This is a genomic window from Agrobacterium sp. 22-223-1 (genome assembly GCF_053522385.1).
The window spans coordinates 160,798-179,006 of sequence record NZ_JBNWCN010000003.1 but is presented as its reverse complement, the minus strand read 5'-3'; the positions used below and the strand labels follow the sequence as shown (position 1 = coordinate 179,006).

The 18,209-nt window shown below is 57.1% G+C and carries 13 protein-coding genes; 4 read left to right on the top strand and 9 right to left on the bottom strand.

The window, feature by feature from the left end; all coding sequences use genetic code 11:
- Complete coding sequence (locus ACQZ60_RS16240; protein ID WP_448735616.1) at positions 1-1,905, top strand: hypothetical protein; 1,905 nt, start codon at positions 1-3, stop codon at positions 1,903-1,905.
- A 66-nt stretch (positions 1,906-1,971) separates the two neighbouring features.
- Here the strand turns inward: ACQZ60_RS16240 and ACQZ60_RS16235 are convergent, their stop codons facing one another.
- The gene (locus ACQZ60_RS16235) at positions 1,972-3,255 is read right to left on the bottom strand and encodes a glycosyltransferase family 4 protein (RefSeq protein ID WP_448735615.1); all 1,284 of its coding nucleotides are present in this window, start codon (positions 3,253-3,255) and stop codon (positions 1,972-1,974) included.
- A gap of 159 nt (positions 3,256-3,414) precedes the next feature.
- Positions 3,415-4,605 (bottom strand): AGE family epimerase/isomerase, encoded by a 1,191-nt coding sequence (locus ACQZ60_RS16230; protein ID WP_448735614.1) that lies wholly within the window; start codon positions 4,603-4,605, stop codon positions 3,415-3,417.
- Between the two features lie 259 nt (positions 4,606-4,864).
- On the opposite strand from ACQZ60_RS16230, the gene ACQZ60_RS16225 reads away from it, so the two are divergent.
- Entirely contained in the window at positions 4,865-5,650 is a 786-nt protein-coding gene (locus ACQZ60_RS16225; RefSeq protein ID WP_448735767.1) for a 2-keto-4-pentenoate hydratase, read from the top strand.
- 81 nt (positions 5,651-5,731) lie between these two features.
- Here the strand turns inward: ACQZ60_RS16225 and ACQZ60_RS16220 are convergent, their stop codons facing one another.
- Entirely contained in the window at positions 5,732-6,637 is a 906-nt protein-coding gene (locus tag ACQZ60_RS16220) for a LysR family transcriptional regulator (RefSeq protein ID WP_448735613.1), read from the bottom strand.
- Between the two features lie 185 nt (positions 6,638-6,822).
- Here ACQZ60_RS16220 and ACQZ60_RS16215 point away from each other — a divergent pair, with 185 nt between their 5' ends.
- Positions 6,823-7,878 carry an aldo/keto reductase gene (locus tag ACQZ60_RS16215; protein ID WP_448735612.1) on the top strand — a complete coding sequence of 352 codons (1,056 nt, stop codon included), beginning with the start codon at positions 6,823-6,825 and terminating at the stop codon, positions 7,876-7,878.
- Between the two features lie 52 nt (positions 7,879-7,930).
- On the opposite strand, the gene ACQZ60_RS16210 is transcribed toward ACQZ60_RS16215, so the two are convergent.
- The 4 genes from ACQZ60_RS16210 to ACQZ60_RS16195 all read right to left on the bottom strand — a co-directional run bounded on the left by ACQZ60_RS16210 (position 7,931) and on the right by ACQZ60_RS16195 (position 12,191).
- Entirely contained in the window at positions 7,931-8,881 is a 951-nt protein-coding gene (locus ACQZ60_RS16210) for a bile acid:sodium symporter family protein (RefSeq protein WP_127757195.1), read from the bottom strand.
- 240 nt (positions 8,882-9,121) lie between these two features.
- Complete coding sequence (locus ACQZ60_RS16205) at positions 9,122-10,786, bottom strand: type IV secretory system conjugative DNA transfer family protein (RefSeq protein WP_448735611.1); 1,665 nt, start codon at positions 10,784-10,786, stop codon at positions 9,122-9,124.
- Positions 10,783-11,091: a mobilization protein gene (locus ACQZ60_RS16200; RefSeq protein WP_448735610.1), complete on the bottom strand. Its 309-nt coding sequence runs from the start codon at positions 11,089-11,091 to the stop codon at positions 10,783-10,785. The genes ACQZ60_RS16205 and ACQZ60_RS16200 overlap by 4 nt, the downstream gene beginning before the upstream one ends.
- A 185-nt stretch (positions 11,092-11,276) precedes the next feature.
- Positions 11,277-12,191: a nucleotidyltransferase and HEPN domain-containing protein gene (locus ACQZ60_RS16195; RefSeq protein WP_448735609.1), complete on the bottom strand. Its 915-nt coding sequence runs from the start codon at positions 12,189-12,191 to the stop codon at positions 11,277-11,279.
- Positions 12,192-12,597: 406 nt separating this feature from the next.
- Here ACQZ60_RS16195 and traA point away from each other — a divergent pair, with 406 nt between their 5' ends.
- Positions 12,598-16,353 (top strand): Ti-type conjugative transfer relaxase TraA, encoded by a 3,756-nt coding sequence (gene traA, locus ACQZ60_RS16190; protein ID WP_448735608.1) that lies wholly within the window; start codon positions 12,598-12,600, stop codon positions 16,351-16,353.
- Between the two features lie 155 nt (positions 16,354-16,508).
- Here traA and ACQZ60_RS16185 read toward each other — a convergent pair whose 3' ends face one another.
- A complete protein-coding gene (locus ACQZ60_RS16185) occupies positions 16,509-17,009 on the bottom strand; it encodes a contact-dependent growth inhibition system immunity protein (RefSeq protein ID WP_121490448.1) in 501 nt (166 codons plus the stop codon).
- A gap of 401 nt (positions 17,010-17,410) precedes the next feature.
- On the bottom strand, positions 17,411-18,193 hold the full coding sequence (locus tag ACQZ60_RS16180; protein ID WP_448735607.1) for an IS5 family transposase: 783 nt from the start codon (positions 18,191-18,193) through the stop codon (positions 17,411-17,413).
- Positions 18,194-18,209 lie beyond the last annotated feature (16 nt).

The window sequence follows — 18,209 nt, the reverse complement described above, 5'->3', positions numbered from 1 at the left end:
ATGGGAATGATTTGGCAGACAACTGAACCGACAGCGCCTAAGAGCGCGCCAGTAATGGAAAGCATGGCTGCGGTCTTCTCCTTTCTGGCGCCGTTTCTAGCTGGTTTCAGCTTTGTAATGAACCATTTCTATGTGTCAGGTGGCTATCTACACGATAGCGGTTGGTTCGCCGCGTTGATGTGGCACCCACAAGATTTTAACCTCACCAATCCATCTGTTATCGACAACAATTCTTTCTACAGCACGCATCTGTCGCCAGTACTTTACGCCATCGGTCTGCTTAGCTTTTTCTGGCCTTGGGGACCGATAACATGGTTTGGCAGCTTTCAGGGCGTGATTCTCGGTGGCAATGGCCTGATGGCGTGGATTGTTCTGGGCAGAATATCATATTTTGTGGGAAAACCGCTTTGGCGAGCTCTTCTGGCGCTGGCTTTCGCCTTCAACGGTTTAGCCATGTTTATTCTGGCATATCCGCATATCGAGGGGTTGGGCGCACTAATGGCCTGCGCGTGTCTCGCCGCCTTCTTTAGCGGCAAGCGGCAGTTGGCGGCACTGTTTTTGCTGCTAGCGCTATCGGTGCGCGAAGATATGGGTTTCCATATCGTTGCACCGCTCGGGCTTTTGTGGGTATGGACCATGTGGAACAACCGCCGTGTGACAGCAGGAAGCGATATACTGACGTTACTACTGCCGGCGTTCAGTCTGTCGCTGGCAGCCGTGCTGATCCGCAACTCGCAATTCCCTGCCGATGGCGCATTTACCCGCATTTACACTGGTACGCCACCTTACGCGCACCTGACGTGGTCACTGATGCAGGAGCGGATTGCCATCTTGTTTACACAGCGGCTCTATCTAGTGCAGCCTGCGGTAATTGCTTTGCTGGCAACGATCGCCTGGCGTAATCCCATACCTCTTTTCGGTTACGTGGCCTATATTCCATGGTCGCTTCTCAACTTCACTGCATTGAGTGATGCTGCTGGCCAAATGGACGTCTATTACCCCTTTCCCTTTCAAATCGCCATTTTCTGGTTTCTGTGGTGGAGCGGAACAGCGCGAATATCAGACCTTACGGCACCCATTACGCTTCGGCAGCAGGCAAGCATAAAGATATTGGTTCCGCTATTTTTGATAGCCGGTATTGCCATAAGCTTTCCCTGGAGTACCCTTCTCCCGGCTTGGGATGGCAAAGCAGTAAGAGCCACAGATAGCGCAGCGGATAACATCGAGCGAAACCGTCCTCTCTTGGGGCGCATCAAGGTCGATCCGGCAATGCTTTCGCTACGGCCACGTGCATTTTTGCAGGAAGACGACCTTGATAATCCAAATAGTGACAACAACCCACCCGAAACTCTAATTTGGCATACTAACAGTATCAGCATCGCCAAAATACGCCACCAGTTGGTAAACTTTGAAGCCGAAACGCTGTATTGGATTGCCGGAACGCAATTCTATCTCGCCTCACATCTGCCGCGTCAGCAACTGGAAAGTACTGGTCTATCATTGCAGCCCGTGATGGACAGCAACCTGTTACCGCTAATGAAAACGCGTTATGGTCCAGTGAAAGACCCCATTCTCGATCTGGCCGGGACTGGAAGAAAACATAAGTTGTATGGCCCCGGAATGGTGCTGTCACCAGGCGAATACCGTATTGAAATGGATGCGCTAATTTTCGATGAGCGCGCCGACGAGGCGGTAGTCGAGGTATACAGTACAACAACCGGCCTCGTCACCTCAGCGCCCCTGCTGCGCGGGCCACACGGCCATCCCACCACGACCCGCCTCGAATTCACAATCGGGCAGCAGGATCAGGGCAGCTGGGAATTTCGAATTGCCGGTAATAATTTATACGGCATTCGAGTTACTGGCGTCCGGCTCCGCTCCGCAGGTCAAGGCGGAAAAACCTGATCGTTGAACCACCGTTGTATGCATATTCAATATATAGGTGCACACGGCCTGCCACCCGTAATATTTTCAGTTTTCAGCATCTTCAAGTCTACTAAGTACAGATAAAAGCAAGTCCGTAGATCTCTCCCAATTGAATTGGTCCCGAATTTCGCTCGCTATTCGGCTTCGGACACTCATGTCCGGTGGGAAGTTAGCCAATTGATACATGGCATTCGCCCAATCCTGCGGTTTATCCGGCTCACAAAAAACCACCATACCAGGCAGCAATTCTGTCATGGCAGGTCTCGCACTACATATGCAGGGAACTTCAAGCCTCAACGCCTCTAAGGGAGGCAAACCAAAACCTTCATATAAACTGGGGAAAAGCAGCCCTTTGGATCGCTTCAATACTCTAGCCAACTGTCCGTCCGTCAGGCGACCGATCGGATGTATTCTATCTCCGCTATCAGAGGCCAACTCCGCGGAAAATCCCTTCGGAGATTTTCCGACAACGACCAGATGATAATCCCTGACATCCCTGAAACCCATCGCCTTAATTACGACGTCAATATTTTTGTGGTAATCGTTAGAACCTATACAGACGAAGTATGGAGCATCAGGCGTAAGCAAATCCACACTCTCGTCTTCATGCCAGTCCAAAATATCAACACCATTATAAACGACGTGTATTTTTTCCTCAGGAATACCAATAATTCGTGAAATATCTTTCGAACTGCTTTCGCTAACTGTCACGATGACATCAGCGCTTCTAATCGTATGGACGTATCTTTGTTTCCATTCGCTAATAGTTGATTTTTGAAATATGCTCTCAAATAGCAAAGGAATAACGTCGTGCACCATAACGACGGATCGAGAAGGTAACTCGGTTGGGCACCAGTGGACAGACGAGAAAAAATGAATAGGTTTTTCGCAAACCGGCCTAACATCGAACGTTGAGAGTGCCTCTCGCTTTATTAATTCCTTCAATATTTCACGAGCAACTCTACCAACACCTCGCCTGTCAACGAAAGTCGCAGTACTATACTGAATATTAAGTCCCTGAACACATAAGGGAAAATATTCAGGACTATCGAGAGCTTCAGGTGACCTCGAGACCGTTCCTTGCTTTGGAAAGCGCTTCCGTATCGCTCTTCGTATCATGCGCTCGGGATTAAGCGAACGAAGCGTCGCCCTAAAACCACTGTCGCTTTTCACTTTTCCATCGCCGATTCGGACACCATTCGATTGTGCCGATATAACGTTATTTGCAACACGGTTAACTACCTCCTGGGCATATTTTGAAGCCAACAGGTGGTTGAGTTCTTTAGCAGTTTTTAGCTCATCCTCGTGGTTCAGAAGATCAAGGGCCATTATTTGCCTTTCGAAAGAGTGACCATAATTTTTGTGCCCCCAGTATTGTCTTTTTAGCTGATCGACAGCGTAAAATCGCTATCCCATTTAAAGCCTGAGAATAAAATGAAAACCCAATTCAAAAATCACATTTCTGCTATTCCTCTACGGCTATGGGCATCATCTCCACCCACTGACCGCCAGCACGGCCTCTGCCTCATATATGGCGCAGACGATGTGATAAAACGTGCTTGCCGGCGCCGGTTCGTCGAGCATCGGCCTGTCGGCCGGCCATTTGTCGAACCACAGGCCCTTGACCGGCGTGTCGAGGAAAGGCTGCAGCGCGCCGATGGCGCTGAGACCGGAGGCGAGGTAACGCTGACGCTCCTCACCGCCCGTGACGCTCGCAAGCCGCACCGAAGCCTTCAGCCATTCCGTCTGCGGCCATAGCCGCGCCAGCCCGTCATGCACCGAGAAATCGTCGTAGAGGCTCATGATCGCCACCTTGCGGCGCGGGCATATGCCGTGTTCTTCGCCGATCTCGAACAGGCGTTTTGCCTTGCCGATCGCTTCATCATTCCCGCGCAGGCTGCCCCAGCGCACCAGAAGCCAGGCCCATTCGAACTGGTGCCCCGGTTCCATGATCCGGCCTTTGTCGCTGTCATGCGGTGTCCAGTCATGGGCGAAGAATTCGCGCAAGCCGCCATTGCCGCCATCGATGAAGCGGTTAAGCGCAAGATCGGCGATCTCGTCGGCCAGCGCCGACCACGGGCCGTCCGGGTCCTGCACCTCCCAGGCCAGCATCGCCTCGAAGAGATGCATGTGCGGATTGGAGCAGAGCGGCGTGCGCGGCGGGTTCGCTTCCTCGAAGCCGGCGACCGGATGTCTGTAGTCGCGTTCGAGGATGGCAAGGATATCGAGCGCCCGGCCGCGCATCTCGTCCCGGCGCTCGGGAAGGCTTGCAGCCGCCTGTGCGGCGGCAAACAGCGCAAAGGCCTGATTGTAGAGATCGAAGGAGGGATCGATCAGCCGGCCCGTCTGGTCGGCAAGGTTGCCATAAAGGCCGTTTTCAAGGCGGTAGACCTTCTCGAACCAGGAAAGCCCGTGCAGGAGCGCGTCTTTCCAAGGTCCCTGCCAGCCGTGCTGGCCGGCGGCGGCGAAACAATAGGCCTGACGCGGCTGCACGCGGGCGCGGCGGTCATCGGAAAAAACCGGTTTCGCATCCTGGCCAAGACGTTCGTAAAAGCCGCCATCAGGCCGGGCCGAACCCGCCTCCCACCACAGGGGCAAGGCGTCCTCATCCAGCCATTTGCGTAATCTTCCGATCTCTTCGGCAAGCGTCTGCGCGATGCTCGGAAATTGCAATGTCATGCGTCAACTCTCTGTTCTACGTCGTGGTACGGACGAATACGCTAAGGAAACCCAGAAGCAAACGCTTGAATTTATGTTTTGTGACGCTGTCAACCATAAACACTATTCATTTGCTCTCCCATTAACCCCGCACAATGCCCCTCGCCCGCACATGCTTAAAGTCGGCGATGTTGTCAAACCCGGCATTGATGGCCTTGGCAGTGAGCGCCAAATCGTGACAACATTTTGGCGTTCGAGAACAACGGGGACCATGGACGCAATGGTGGCAATCGAAAAACTGGCGAAAAGCTTCATCACAGCGAGCCGCGAGGGGGCGAAGATTTCTCTGGCGGCGGTGCAGGCGGAGGGTCTCATTCCTGCTACGCTTGGAGAGGCTATGGCGGTCCAGCGGGCTTTTGCTGAAAGTTGGGCAGAACCGGTTGCCGGCTGGAAACTGGCGATCCGCGCGGATGGCGAGGCCATTGGGGCGCCCATGTTCGATTGTGTGCGGGTCGGTGAAGCCAATGCCGCTTCTTTTCCCCATGACGGCACCGAAGGCATCGAGGTCGAGATCTGCTTTACGCTTTCGGCGGATATTCCCGCGGCGGCGGCGGGACCGCTGACCAGGGAGGACCTCATAGGATTTATCGACAAGGTCCACCTTGGTGCTGAACTTCTCCGCTACAGGCTAGTGGAGAAAAATCAGGTGCCGTTTCCGCTTTTTCTCGCGGATCGCCTCGCCAACCACGGCTTCGTCATTGGCCCGGAAGTCGATAAGCACATCGTGGATGTCTTTGCCGGAAATGGCGAGAACCTGCCGCAGCTCACCGTCACCGAGGGGTCGGTATCGCTGTTCGATGCCGGGGTAAAACATCCGAATGGCGATCCGCTCGCGCCGCTGGTCGCCTTTGCCAATGCGGCATTCAACACCGGCGAAATGCTCAAGGCGGGCAATGTCGTAACGACGGGCAGCCTTTGCGGCGCGATACCGAGCACACTTGCCGGCGAAACGCATATTGTGCTGAAATCGGTTGGCGCCTTCACGCTGTCCGGTCCGAGACCATAGGCGTCCGGTCCGCCGGACGCTCTTTTTTTTCAGCCTCCTGCCGTCTTCATCCCCGCCGCGACTTCCGATGCCATCGGAAGGTCATTTCACCCGCCCGTGCTCGCCGAGAAAATCGAGCAGGGCCCGGATGCGGGCGGGAAGCGGCCCGCGCTGGCCGACATAAACGGCATGAAACATCTCCGTCTCACCCGTATCGAGGTGATCGAGCACGGAGACAAGCCGGCCGGCGGCGATATCCTCCCGCAGGGTGAAGGCGGCAAGGCGAACCAGCCCGACACCGGCAAGGGCAAGACGGCGAAGGCCCTCGCCGTCGCTCACCTGCACGCGCCCCGTCGCCGGAATGACGACGGTCTTTCCGGCATCCCGCAACGGCCATCCATCGACTGACCGGGCGTAACCGAATCCGAGCCGATTGTGATGTTCCAGATCTGCCATGGTTTGCGGCACGCCGCAGCGCTCCAGATAATCCGGGGCGGCAGCAATGATCATCCGTGTCTCACCGAGTTTCCGGGCAACGAGAGTTGAGCTTTTGAGCGGCCCGGCGCGCACCGCGACGTCCATACGTTCCGCAAGAAGGTCAACCACCATATCCGTCTGGACGATATCGAGTGTGATGCCCGGATGAAGCGCCAGAAACCGCGGCAGGATGGGCGCAAGAATATGCGCTGCATAAGAAGCGCTGGTGTTGATCCGCACGCGGCCGACAGGCTGCTCCCCCTCACCGGCGGCGCGTTCGGCCTCTTCGAGATCGGCGAGGATGCGGGTGGCCCTTTCATAGAAGGCGCAGCCCTCGGGCGTGATCTGAAGCTGTCGGGTGGAACGGTTGAGCAGGCGCGCGCCCAGGCGGCTTTCCAGCCGTGCGATCAGCTTGCTCACCGCCGAAGGCGTCATGTTCGCCGCCGCGGCCGCGCGGGAAAAACCGCCGAGTTCGACGACCCGCACGAAGATTTCCATCTCCCCTGCCCGGTTGATCTCCAGTCGCGCCATGATGACTTCATCTCACAAGTGATAGTATTTTCGGCATTCTATTTCATTGAAGAGCGAGCGTCTATCTTCAGACAGCGATTGAAACGCATCGCAATCTTCATCTGCCAGATCATGACGGGATGGACAGAGCGCGGCGCTGCCAGAGCCCCGCCCGCGACCATTTCGAAGCAACAAAGGAACGCCCCATGGAATATCGCCATCTCGGCCAATCCGGCCTGAAAGTGCCGGTCTTGAGTTTCGGCACCGGAACCTTCGGCGGCGCAGGCCCGCTCTTCAGCAACTGGGGCAATTCAGACGCCACCGAAGCCCGGCGCCTGATCGATATTTGCCTGGAAGCCGGCGTCAACCTGTTCGATACCGCAGATGTCTATTCCAATGGCGCATCGGAGGAAGTGCTCGGCGAAGCCCTCAAGGGAAGGCGCGACAGTGTTCTGATCTCAACCAAAACCAGCCTGCCGATGGGCGACGGGCCGAACGAGGCGGGCTCGTCCCGCTTCCGGCTGCTGCGCGTGGTGGATGACGCCCTGCGCCGACTAAAGACTGACTATATCGACATCCTGCAACTCCATGCCTTCGATGCCTTTACACCGGTCGAGGAAGTGCTGTCGACGCTCGATACGCTCGTCCGCTCCGGCAAGGTGAGATATACCGGCGTCTCGAATTTTTCAGGCTGGCAGATCATGAAATCGCTTGCCGTCGCGGATCGATATGGCTGGCCGCGTTATGTGGTCAATCAGGTCTATTATTCCCTGATCGGCCGGGATTACGAGTGGGATCTGATGCCGCTCGGCGCGGATCAGGGTCTTGGCGCAATGGTCTGGAGCCCGCTTGGCTGGGGGCGGTTGACGGGAAAAATCCGCCGCGGCACACCGCTGCCTGAAGGTAGCCGCCTGCATGAGACCGCCAGCTTCGGCCCGCCGGTTAATGATGAACATCTCTACCGCGTCATCGATGCGCTCGACGCTGTTGCGGAAGAAACCGGCAGGACGGTGCCGCAGGTCGCCCTCAACTGGCTGCTCAGACGCCCGACTGTTTCCACGGTCATCATCGGCGCGCGCAATGAGGAACAGCTTCGCCAGAACCTCGATGCCGTGGGATGGGAACTGACGTCCGCACAGGTAGCGAAGCTGGACGAGGCCAGCGAGACGACTGCTCCCTACCCGCATTTCCCGTATCAGCGCCAGGAGGGCTTTGCCCGGCTTAATCCACCGGCCGTAGCGCGTCAGACTATGCCGTTCTAAGGCAGGATCAGGCCGCCAGCAGTTCAGGCGGCCTGACAGATGATGGGGAGATTCAGCCCGCTTCGTTGGCGGAGCCTGCGTCCACCCGGCCCGAAAACCAGTTCGCCAGGATTGCACCGGAAATATTGTGCCAGACGCTGAAAATGGCGCTTGGAACCGCGGCGAGAGGCGAGAAATAGGCCGTTGCAAGTGCCGCGCCAAGGCCCGAATTCTGCATGCCGACCTCGATCGCAATGGCCTTGCGTTTGGCAAGCGACAGGCCCGTTGCCTTTGCCGCGAGGTAGCCGAGGAGATAACCTAGCCCGTTATGCAGGACGACAACGGCAAAAATCATCAGTCCGGATTGGGCGATGGACGCCTTGGATCCTCCCACCACCGCCGAAACGATGAGGACGATGCCGATGACGCTTACCAGCGGCAATGCCGGAACGGCGGTCTTGACGAGACCGGGCAGCAGCTTCTGCAGGGCGGCGCCGAGAGCGAGCGGAACCAGAACGACCTTGACGATGCTGAGGAACATGGCCCAGCCATCAACCGGCAGGAACTGGCTCGCAAACAGCCAGACGAGGAACGGCGTCACCAGCGGCGCGGCAAGCGTGGTGACCGAGGTGCAGGCAACGGACAAGGCGACATCGCCCTTGGAGAGATAGGTCATGACATTGGATGATGTGCCGCCCGGGCAGCAGCCGACCAGAATCACGCCGGCAGCGACTTCCGGCGGCATGGGAATAATGCGGGTGAGCAGCACCGCCAGAAGCGGCATTATGAGAAACTGGCCGAGCACGCCTATCGTCACATCGAACGGCCTTTTTACGACCTCCCTGAAGTCATCGACCGAAAGTGTGAGGCCCATGCCGAACATGATGATCGACAGAAGCGTGACGATCCAAGGCGCAATCTGCTTGAACGTATCCGGAAAAAAGAAGCCGAGCACGGCGAACAGGATGACCCAGGCGGCAAAGGTCTTGCCTACAAAAGCCGAAACGGCTGCCAGTGTTTTCATTTCCATACTCCCAAGATGATCATGAAACCCCGTCTAGACTCCTATGGTGCCCTGTCAAGGTCATTACTCCGTTGTTAGAGCGATCGAAAACGATCCATCGGCCGCGATACCGCCGTCGCCGCAGGGCTGCAATTTGGACGAAGGCTCATCTATCCGCTTCTCGTTGCTCCTAAGATATCCAAGGGCCTGCGATACAAGGTCCGATGCAGATGCCGGACTGCCTTTTCATCACGCTTCCCGTTAGACCGGGTCGAACATACCCATGAACTCCGGATCGGCGAAGTAGACAAGCTTTTCAGCAAAAACCGGTCGTTGTCCGGCAAGGAACAGCAGCTGTCCTTTTGCGGGCATATTGCGCACCTCATCAGGGGTGAGCAGCGGCCGGCCGGTATGCTGTTGGCTATAAGAGATCCCGGTCTTATCGGAATCGAGCGCTCTCGCCATAGTCTGGAACACGACCGTTTCCTGTCCGAGCAAATCAGAGATTAGACGGGCGCTGTCATGATCGTTGACGCCGAAGACCTGCAGCACGCCGGCGTTTGACAGGAAGGTTCCAGCGCGGTGACCGTATGTGGCACGCAGCTGATGGACGTCCTGGAGGATGGGCCAAAGCTGGACACCATAGCCTGCCATCAGACCCATCGCGCGTTCGACTGGTGCCAAATGCCCAAGGGATGCAAACTCATCGAGCAGATAAAGAACCGGTGTCGCCGGCTTTGTCCGATCGCGAGCCATTTCGAGCAGGCTTTGCGAGACAAGCAGGCGCAGCCAGCGCGAATAGGTCGAGAGGCGGTCAGGCGGAAGAACGAGGAACACCGTTACGTTATTGCGCTTGAGATCGGCAAACCGGAAATCCGAACGGCTGAGCACTGCCGTCATGCGCGGTGAATCAAGAAAATGCGTATGGCGTTGAGCCGCGGACAGAACGCCTGCGGCTTCGCGATCGGATTTTCCGAGGTGGCGGTTTGCGGCACGAGCGACAAGACCGCTTGCCGCATCGCTTTCCTGCATACGCTTGAGCAGTGCTGCGAAGTGTTCAGGAGCAAGGGTAAGATAGTCTCGAAGTGTGGCGAGGTGCCTGCGTCTCAAAGGCTCCGCTGCGACGATCTTGAGCAGCAATCCGGCAATAAGAGCTTTTGCTTCCTCGTTCCAATGCGCCTCTCCAGCCATTCCCGGTTCATCGAACACGAGAGCGTCGGCAAGGGTACTGGCGTCTTCCGCGACATCGAGGCTGAGGGGATCGAGCATAACCAAGGGGTTGAAGGCTGCCGAGGGTCTCCCGGTGACACCAAAAGGATCGAGCACGTAAACCGGACCGAACTTCTGGCGCGCACGGCCGGTGATCCTTGCATTCTCGCCTTTTGGATCGACGCAGATCACGGAACGGTCGGCGGTCAACAGATTTGGGATGATCGTGCCGATACCCTTGCCGGTACGCGTCGGCGCCATTGTGAGGAGATGGGCTGGACCGTCATAGCGCAGAGGCTTTGCCGTTTTCGTATCACGACCGATCAGGAGGCCGGAGCCGGATGCGGTGAGAGCGGCTATCTCCTTGTCGGTCGCAAAGCGGGCGGAGCCGTGGGTATCATCGTCACTTTCCCCGAAATGCAAAATCAGCGCGCTGGTGATGAACCGGAAGGTGATGACGGCAAGCGCCAGCAAGGTGACGAAATCGGGGAGGATGTAGACAAGCGAGCCGCGCCCGAAACCCGTTTGCTCGAGGAAATGACGGCCACCCATGCCCATCATAAACGTGACGATGAAAAGGATGACGACAAATCCGAGAAGCGGTTTCCAGATCCGGAACGGCATGGCGATCAATGCCAGAACTGCCCAAAGCGGATCACGTGCGGCGGCTCGCATCATGTTTTTGAATGCGTCCCGGACAAGTCGCAATCGGTTCATGGAGCACCCTGCCCGCTGTCGCCACACTCTCCTGTGCTCGGCAGCCCTGGTTCGATCAGATCGGCAAAGAGCGCCTTGTCATTGTCGCGTGTCAGAAAACCCGGCAGTTCGCGGCGCAGCCATTCACCAAGCTGCTGCTTAAAATCCTGATCATTCGAGGTCTCCAGGTGATGCAGAACGAGCGACCCTATCAAGACCTTGCGGCGCGTATCGTTGTTGCGCTCGGTTTTTGAAAGCCGTGCCTTGAGCGCGGACCGTTGCGCCTCCAGTTCAGCCAGGCGCTGTGCGATGGTTTTCCTTGCCACGATTATTCCTTTCGATTGCGGCCGCACCGGAACTGCCGCTGTCGACCACGGCTTCGCTCCTGAAAGGCAGACCAGTTTCTATGAGGAGATCGACATAGCGATTGTAAGAGGAGGTTGGACCCTGTGGTTCATGACGCTGCGGTGGCTGCTCCATGAGCTCAAGATTATTCTGCCACCAGTGAAGCTTAGTCGCTAGCGTTCGCGGCCCGTTCCAGCCTGGCAATATGTTCCTTGCAGACCGTGTTGACGAGATCGTAGAGGATGGACGTTCTGGCAGTCAGCCAGGTCAGAGCCTCCTCGGTGATTTCGTAATGGTCGGAATAGCGGGCCTTCACATAGGCTTCGTTCAGCGTATTGAACCACGACTGATAACGATGATGATCCCGCGGCCAGGCCTCGGCAAGACGGATATCCTGCCCCTCTGCCAGCCCTCGCAAAAACTTCAGATTGTGGCTCGCAGGGCTATAGTTGGTAAGGGTCAAAAGCAGAGTGGAATAGGCCTGTTCTATGGATTGGTGCAGCATGAAAGCTGTCTCTTTCCAATCACCATCTTTCAGCCCGTACAGGACGTGCTTGACGAAGAATTCAGCAGTGCGAGAGCGAGCCGAAAAATGCTTTTTGGCAACCTCATGTGCCTGTTGCATCGTAAGGCTTTTGGGCTCAGCGAGTTCTCTGTCATCAAGCTCGTAAAGAGCTATGCCATCCCGTCGGATATCGCTGAAGAAGTATTGCCCTTCCTGCAGGAAATTGCTGATCTCGCGAGCGCCATGGACAATGAGGCTCACGGGCGTCTCAATCTCCTTGTCCCACATCAGCCGGTCTGTCGCCTTGTCCCAGTATTTGGGATCGGCAAGTTCCTTGTTGCTGACGATGACGAGAATGTCGAAATCCGAGCGATAACCTTTCGACGTATGCGGTTCATCCACCCAGGTGCCACGCGCGTAAGAACCAAACAAAATGATTTTGAAAATCTGTCCATCTTTCTTGGCGTCAGACTTCGAGCGCTCCACCAGATCAGCAAACTCTTCCTGAATAATTCCGACGACACGCGCGAGTTCGCGTTGCTTTCGTTCCGGCAAATGTTCAAGGCTGGTCTTCATGTCTGCTCCGTTTCTGGACGGTATCCTCTATGGGCCATTGTAAACTTCTTTGAAACTCCGATTTTTGGCAGCCGCCAATCGAATGCCTGTCTTACCGGACTATCCACTGCGCGTTGCCTGCGCCCGCTTCTGTTTGTCGAGCCGCCTGCAATGGTTTCTTCCGCTCGCCCAGCTTCCCTTGTCCCTCGTCCGTTGTGCGGTCAGCCGGCGCTCGCCCTTCCTAATTGATGTGTTTATTTCTCCTATTCAAACACGAGCAATGACCGATTGGCGACTACTACTTTTAGTAGTCGCAATGCCCATTCGATGTTGCTAGCGTCGCCACCGGTAAACAGACAAGGGCGCACTTACGACTTGCACCGCAGTTGAGCGCTGAATTTCCCCGTTTGCGGATCGGAGATTTCGTTTGGCGATTTATCATCTCAGCACCAAACCGGTCTCGCGCTCATCCGGCCGCAGCGCTGTGGCATCTGCCGCCTATCGTTGCGCGATTCTTCTCACCAATCACCGCGATGGTCTCGTGCATGATTTTACCCGGAAAGAAGGAGTGGAGCACATCGAGATCGTGCTGCCGGAAGGTCTTTCTGCCGATTGGGCCTTGGATCGTTCGGCTTTGTGGAACGCTGCCGAGTTTGCAGAAAAGCGCAAGGATGCCCGCGTTGCCCGCGAATTCGAAATCGCGCTTCCGCGTGAGCTTTCGCCAGAGGGGCGACTGAAGGCTGCACGCGCCTTTGCCCAGGATCTGGCAAACCGCTATGGCGCGGCAGTGGATTTTGCCATCCATTCGCCAGGCGAGCATGGTGACATCCGGAACTACCATGCGCATGTGCTGATGACGACGCGACAGGTTGGCAGAACCCGCCTTGGCGAGAAAACTTTTCTGGAGCACAAGAACGCACGGCTGTTGGCAAACGGTATGGCGACGACCGACATGCAGCTTCAAGATATCAGGCAGTCATGGGAAGGCATCGCCATCCGTCAGCTTCAACGCGAAGGCCTGGACGTTCGCATCGATCATCGCTCCCTTGCTCAGCGCGGTCTTGAGTTGTCGCCGACCGGGCATATGGGCGTGCATGCCTCGCAGATGGAACGGCGAGGCATGGCCGTCGAGCGCGGCCGGCTGGATGACAAGGCAGCACGGCGAAATGCCGAACTGATCCGCCAAAAACCGGAACAGGTTTTGTTGCTGATCAGCAATGAAAAGAGCGTGTTCGATCGACACGATATCGCCAGGACCCTGCATCGCTATATTAACGATGACGCCCAAACGTTCCGAAACGCTTTTGCGGCTGTTATGGCATCACCAGCGCTCGTCGAGCTTCAGGCTGAGCGCATCGATCCTGAAACAGGTGACGTTTCCAATGCGCGCTATTCGACCCAGGAGATGATCGACCTGGAACTCGCGATGGCGCGGTCGGCCAAGCGGTTGCATCAGGCACATTGCCATCGGGTTGATCCCCGCCATGTCGAGCGCGCAATGGAAAGGCAGGATAGCTCTCTTCGGAAAAGCTCCGGCGGAATGGTGGCTGCGAGCGATCCACCAGCAGGATTGTCGGACGAACAGCGTCATGCGATCAAACATGTTACGGGCCCTAAAGGCATCGCGGCTGTGGTCGGGTTCGCTGGTGCGGGAAAGTCCACCATGCTGGCAGCCGCCCGTGAGGCGTGGGAGGCTCAAGGTTATCAGGTCCATGGTGCGGCGCTTGCCGGAAAGGCAGCCGAGGGTCTTGAGGAAAGTTCCGGAATTCAAAGCCGCACCCTGGCGTCATGGACTTACAGCTGGAACCACGGCCGGGGCATGATCGGCAGCAGCGACGTGTTCGTCATCGACGAGGCCGGCATGGTAGGAAGCCGGCAGCTTGCCCGGTTCATCGGCGAGGCTGAAGAGCGCGGTGCAAAGATCGTTCTTGTCGGCGACCACGAGCAGCTCCAGGCAATCGGCGCGGGTGCACCCTTCAGGGCGATTGCCGAGCAGATTGGCCATGTCGAACTTTCCGACATTCGCCGCCAGCGCCATGATTGGCAGAGACAGGCATCGGTTGCCTTTGCGACCCATAAGACGGCCGAGGGCCTCGCCGCCTACCGGGATCACGGCGACATTCACTTTGCGGAAAGCCGCGACGCGGCAATGGCAAAGATCGTGCGTGATTATGTTGCCGACAGTGAGAAGCGTGCCGATGGCACCCGGGTTGCCATGGCGCATCGCCGTGCCGATGTGCGCGCCCTCAATGCCGCCATCCGTTCCGAACTTCAAAGCAGACAAAGGCTGAAGCGCAGCCCCGGGCTGAGCGCCGGCCCGGACCGTGGGGATGGTGAGGACCGTGGGAAAAGTGAGGACGGTGGAGAACTCACGTTCCAGACCAATAACGGCAAACGCGCCTTCGCCGCCGGTGACCGGATCATATTCCTCGAAAACAACCGCGACCTCCGCGTGAAAAACGGCATGCTTGGCACGGTCGAGCATGTCGAAAAGGGCAAGATCATCGCCCGGCTCGATGGTCGAAGCGGCGATAGCGTCAGCATTCTGACGGACAGCTACCAGGCGATCGACCATGGCTATGCAACGACCATCCATAAAAACCAGGGCGCGACGGTCGATCGCGCCTTTGTGCTGGCGTCCCGCACCATGGACCGGCATCTGACCTATGTTGCCATGACCAGGCATCGCGACAGCGTGCAGCTCTATGCCGACAGCCAGGAGTTCACCAAGGCCGGCCGGCTGGTTGATCACGGCGTTGCGCCCTATGAACACAATCCGCAGTCACGCGAGAGCTATTTTGTGACGCTGGAGAATGACAAGGGCGAGCGGCATACAGTGTGGGGCGTTGATCTCAAGCGGGCCCTGCAGGAGGCGTCACCACAGATCGGGGACAGGATCGGACTACAGCATGAAGGCGCCACGCCTGTCACGCTTCCGGACGGTACGCAGGCCGAGCGCAATGCATGGCGCGTCGTTACGGGTGATGAACTGGCCTACCAGCAGCTGACAAGCCGCCTGTCGCGTTCCGGCGCGAAGGAAACCACGCTGGACTATGTCAGGGACTTTGCCGAGCGGCGGGGTATCGCGGAGCAGCTCGGGGTCAAAAGCGAGATTGAACTTGCTTCCGGCCGTGATGAGCGTCAAGAGCTCTTGTCCCGCGCGGCCCATCCGGTGCGGGAGCAGCAGGACCGGCCATCAGAGCGTCAGCGGGTTTACGAGGAACGTGCCGGCGATCTGGTCGGCCCTGTTCGCCGCGAAGATCGTCGCAATCCGTTCGCCCGAAAACTTGATGGCGATCGGCAGGGCGACCGGACGGAAGACAATAAAGGATATCGCCGCATCCGGTGGTCCGATCTCATGTCGCAAGACGGCGCCATCCCTGCCCCAACAGAAGCCGCAGGCCAGCAAAATTCTCTGGAACCGGGTAAGCGAGCTCCGCTGGTGCCAGCCATCACCCGATACAAACGCAGCATCGAAGAGGTGGCGCAGCAAAGGGCGATGTCCGTTATCGATCAACAATTCGATACAGTGGAATCTCTCATGCGACACGTATTCCGTGATCCGGTCGAGGTCGCCGCGAGACTGCGCACCGCGATGACTGAGAAGGAAGGCAACGGCAATATCATGGCGAAGGCCATGGCCGCGCAGCCAGAACGCTTCGGGGAGCTACGCGGCAAGTCAGGTCTGTTCGGAAACAACGGGGAGCGGAAAGAGGCGCTGCACTATGCCAGGTCTCTCTCTGCCCATATCGGCTATGTCTCCGAGGCGTGGAAGCGCCGGCTTGGAGAAGAACGGAATAGCGAACAATGGCAGCGCGAAAAGCGTGACGTGATCGAGGTGCCCGGCCTCACGCCCCGCGGTGCCGAAATCCTTGCGAAGATGGAGAAGATGCCGGTCGAGAGGCGAAGCAAGTTCATCAAAGAGCTGCGATCGTTACCTGAGGGCCGAGCCGCGCTCGATGAGGCAAAGCTGGTGGCCGAAGCGCTCACCCAGCGGTTCGGAAGCTCCGATCCTCGCAGGATTGCCGAAGAGCTTGCAGCACGCCCGGAGTTCGCAAGGCAGGCCGAGCAGATCCAGACAATCGCCCGCATGGTGCATCGAACACGCCATGCAGAACTCAGCCATGACCACGCGCTGAGACGGCAGCTCAATCGGTCTCGCGGGCTTGGATTGAGCCGATAGTAGGGGCACGGAACGATCGCTGATTTGTCGGGCTTACGGCGTCGAGCCTTTGGCCTACCTGCTGCTCTCAGGCCGTGAAGCTACAAGGCCTGAACGGCCTCAGCTTGTCGCTTACATTCTGGATATCATCTTCATTAGATTAAATGCCTGCCCCTCTAGCCGATGGAACGGCTCAGTGCCAGCCGCACACCTGCGCCTACCTCTTCAGGTGAGCTGTCTGCGGACAAGTGTACATAGTCTTTCTCTCGCCGAAGGGTTGGACCGAACCCGTCGCCCCGCTCGCGCTTTGTAGGACGAATCGTCATCTCGCCGGCCTTGACCTCGACATCGCAGTGCAGCATGCCTTTAAATAGCGCGCTTTTGGTCTTGTAGCCATAAGTCTGCATTAAATCCGCCACCCAGGCGGCGTAGCGCTCCTCAATTTTTGAGTTTTTTGATAATTCAATATCTTCGTCGGGATGGACAAGCCTGCTCTTGGCCAAAGCTGACAATACGACAGAACCTATTTCAAAATCGCTTGTGTCAGGTGGCAAACGACAACGTAAACCCTTTGGGTCAGCGATAAGAAGCCGCCAGCCCGACATTGTGTTTACCGCTATGAACCTCTGGTTCATGAAAACACCACATGCTTGGCGTTTCTCTGGATCTTTGATCATTTGATACCTGTTAGGTCGTGTTGACAAAGTTACATCAGGCGCTTGTGATCTCCGATGACGGAGATATGCTCAGGGAATGATGACTTCTCCTTGTCCTGTCTACCTTTTCAGAAGCGCAGGTTTCGCCCCATCCGGCGATACAGTGGTCAGCGTTGCGCCGCTGGATTGCGTTGTCGCAGTTTACGGTAACGGAGGTGTCATTGGCGAAGGTGGCCTGTCTTCGGCCTTTGGCGGGGCGGCAGTCTTCAAGAACGATGCGTCCGGAGATTGCTTCGTCGGCGTATGGGGAGCACGCAACGCCTCACGTTTCCGCAAGGAGCTTCGGGCTCATATGCAGATTGCGGTTCACAAGGAAGCGCCAGACGCGCGGCTTTCTTTCTGGGGAGCGGAGAAAGAGCGCCCTAAGCCTGTGCGCAAATGAAGGGCAACCAGAGTTTGGCTGAGGCCAACGCCAGGAAGCCAGCAAACGACATCCTCGTCTTGTCATAGCGCGTAGCGATGCGCCTGAACTGCTTCAGCTTATTGAACATGCGCTCGATGCGGTTCCGGTCTTTGTATGCAACGTAATCGCAAGGAGGTGAGCGCTTCCGCGTCGAGCGCGATGGGATGACAGGACGAGTGCCATGCAGCAGGAGTTCTTCGCGAATTGCATCCGCATTATATCCCTTGTCCGCCAGCATTTTGCGCGGTCTGCTGACGGGAATAGCAAGAAGTTGGGGAACGGCCTTGTAATCTGATGCCTCACCGCCGGTCAGGACAAAGCCGAGAGGGCGTCCCTGACCGTCTGCTCGGGCGTGTATTTTTGTCGTAAAGCCGCCGCGTGAATCGACCAAAAGCCTCCTTATCAGTCCCCCTTTTGCGCCAGCAGCCTGCGAATGACCGCGAACGGTCGTGCTGTCGATCATATGCTGCCAGTCGTCGGTTAAGCCAAGCTCCACAAGGGTCTCAAGCAGAGCGTCCCAGACGCCTTGCTCAGCCCACCGTTGGAAACGGACATAGACAGAGTTCCATTTGCCGTAACGTTCGTGCGTGTCGCGCCACGGGCAACCAACGCGCAGGACATGCATCATCCCGTTCAAAAAGCGCCGATTATCGTGAGCGGGCCGCGATTTGCGTCCCCGTTCTCTGGGTAGGAACGGCTCGATTACACGCCATTCCTCGTCACTCAAATCGCCTCGCGCCAATACTGCCTCCTAAAAA

Coding starts and splice junctions, on each gene's coding strand:
- ACQZ60_RS16225 (WP_448735767.1), top strand. CDS start 4,865: ATGGTGGCAATCGAAAAACTGGCGAAAAGCTTCATCACAGCGAGCCGC.
- ACQZ60_RS16230 (WP_448735614.1), bottom strand. CDS start 4,605: ATGACATTGCAATTTCCGAGCATCGCGCAGACGCTTGCCGAAGAGATC.
- ACQZ60_RS16195 (WP_448735609.1), bottom strand. CDS start 12,191: ATGAAGACCAGCCTTGAACATTTGCCGGAACGAAAGCAACGCGAACTC.
- ACQZ60_RS16220 (WP_448735613.1), bottom strand. CDS start 6,637: ATGGCGCGACTGGAGATCAACCGGGCAGGGGAGATGGAAATCTTCGTG.
- ACQZ60_RS16205 (WP_448735611.1), bottom strand. CDS start 10,786: ATGAACCGATTGCGACTTGTCCGGGACGCATTCAAAAACATGATGCGA.
- ACQZ60_RS16240 (WP_448735616.1), top strand. CDS start 1: ATGGGAATGATTTGGCAGACAACTGAACCGACAGCGCCTAAGAGCGCG.
- ACQZ60_RS16235 (WP_448735615.1), bottom strand. CDS start 3,255: ATGGCCCTTGATCTTCTGAACCACGAGGATGAGCTAAAAACTGCTAAA.
- ACQZ60_RS16215 (WP_448735612.1), top strand. CDS start 6,823: ATGGAATATCGCCATCTCGGCCAATCCGGCCTGAAAGTGCCGGTCTTG.
- ACQZ60_RS16185 (WP_121490448.1), bottom strand. CDS start 17,009: ATGATCAAAGATCCAGAGAAACGCCAAGCATGTGGTGTTTTCATGAAC.
- ACQZ60_RS16210 (WP_127757195.1), bottom strand. CDS start 8,881: ATGAAAACACTGGCAGCCGTTTCGGCTTTTGTAGGCAAGACCTTTGCC.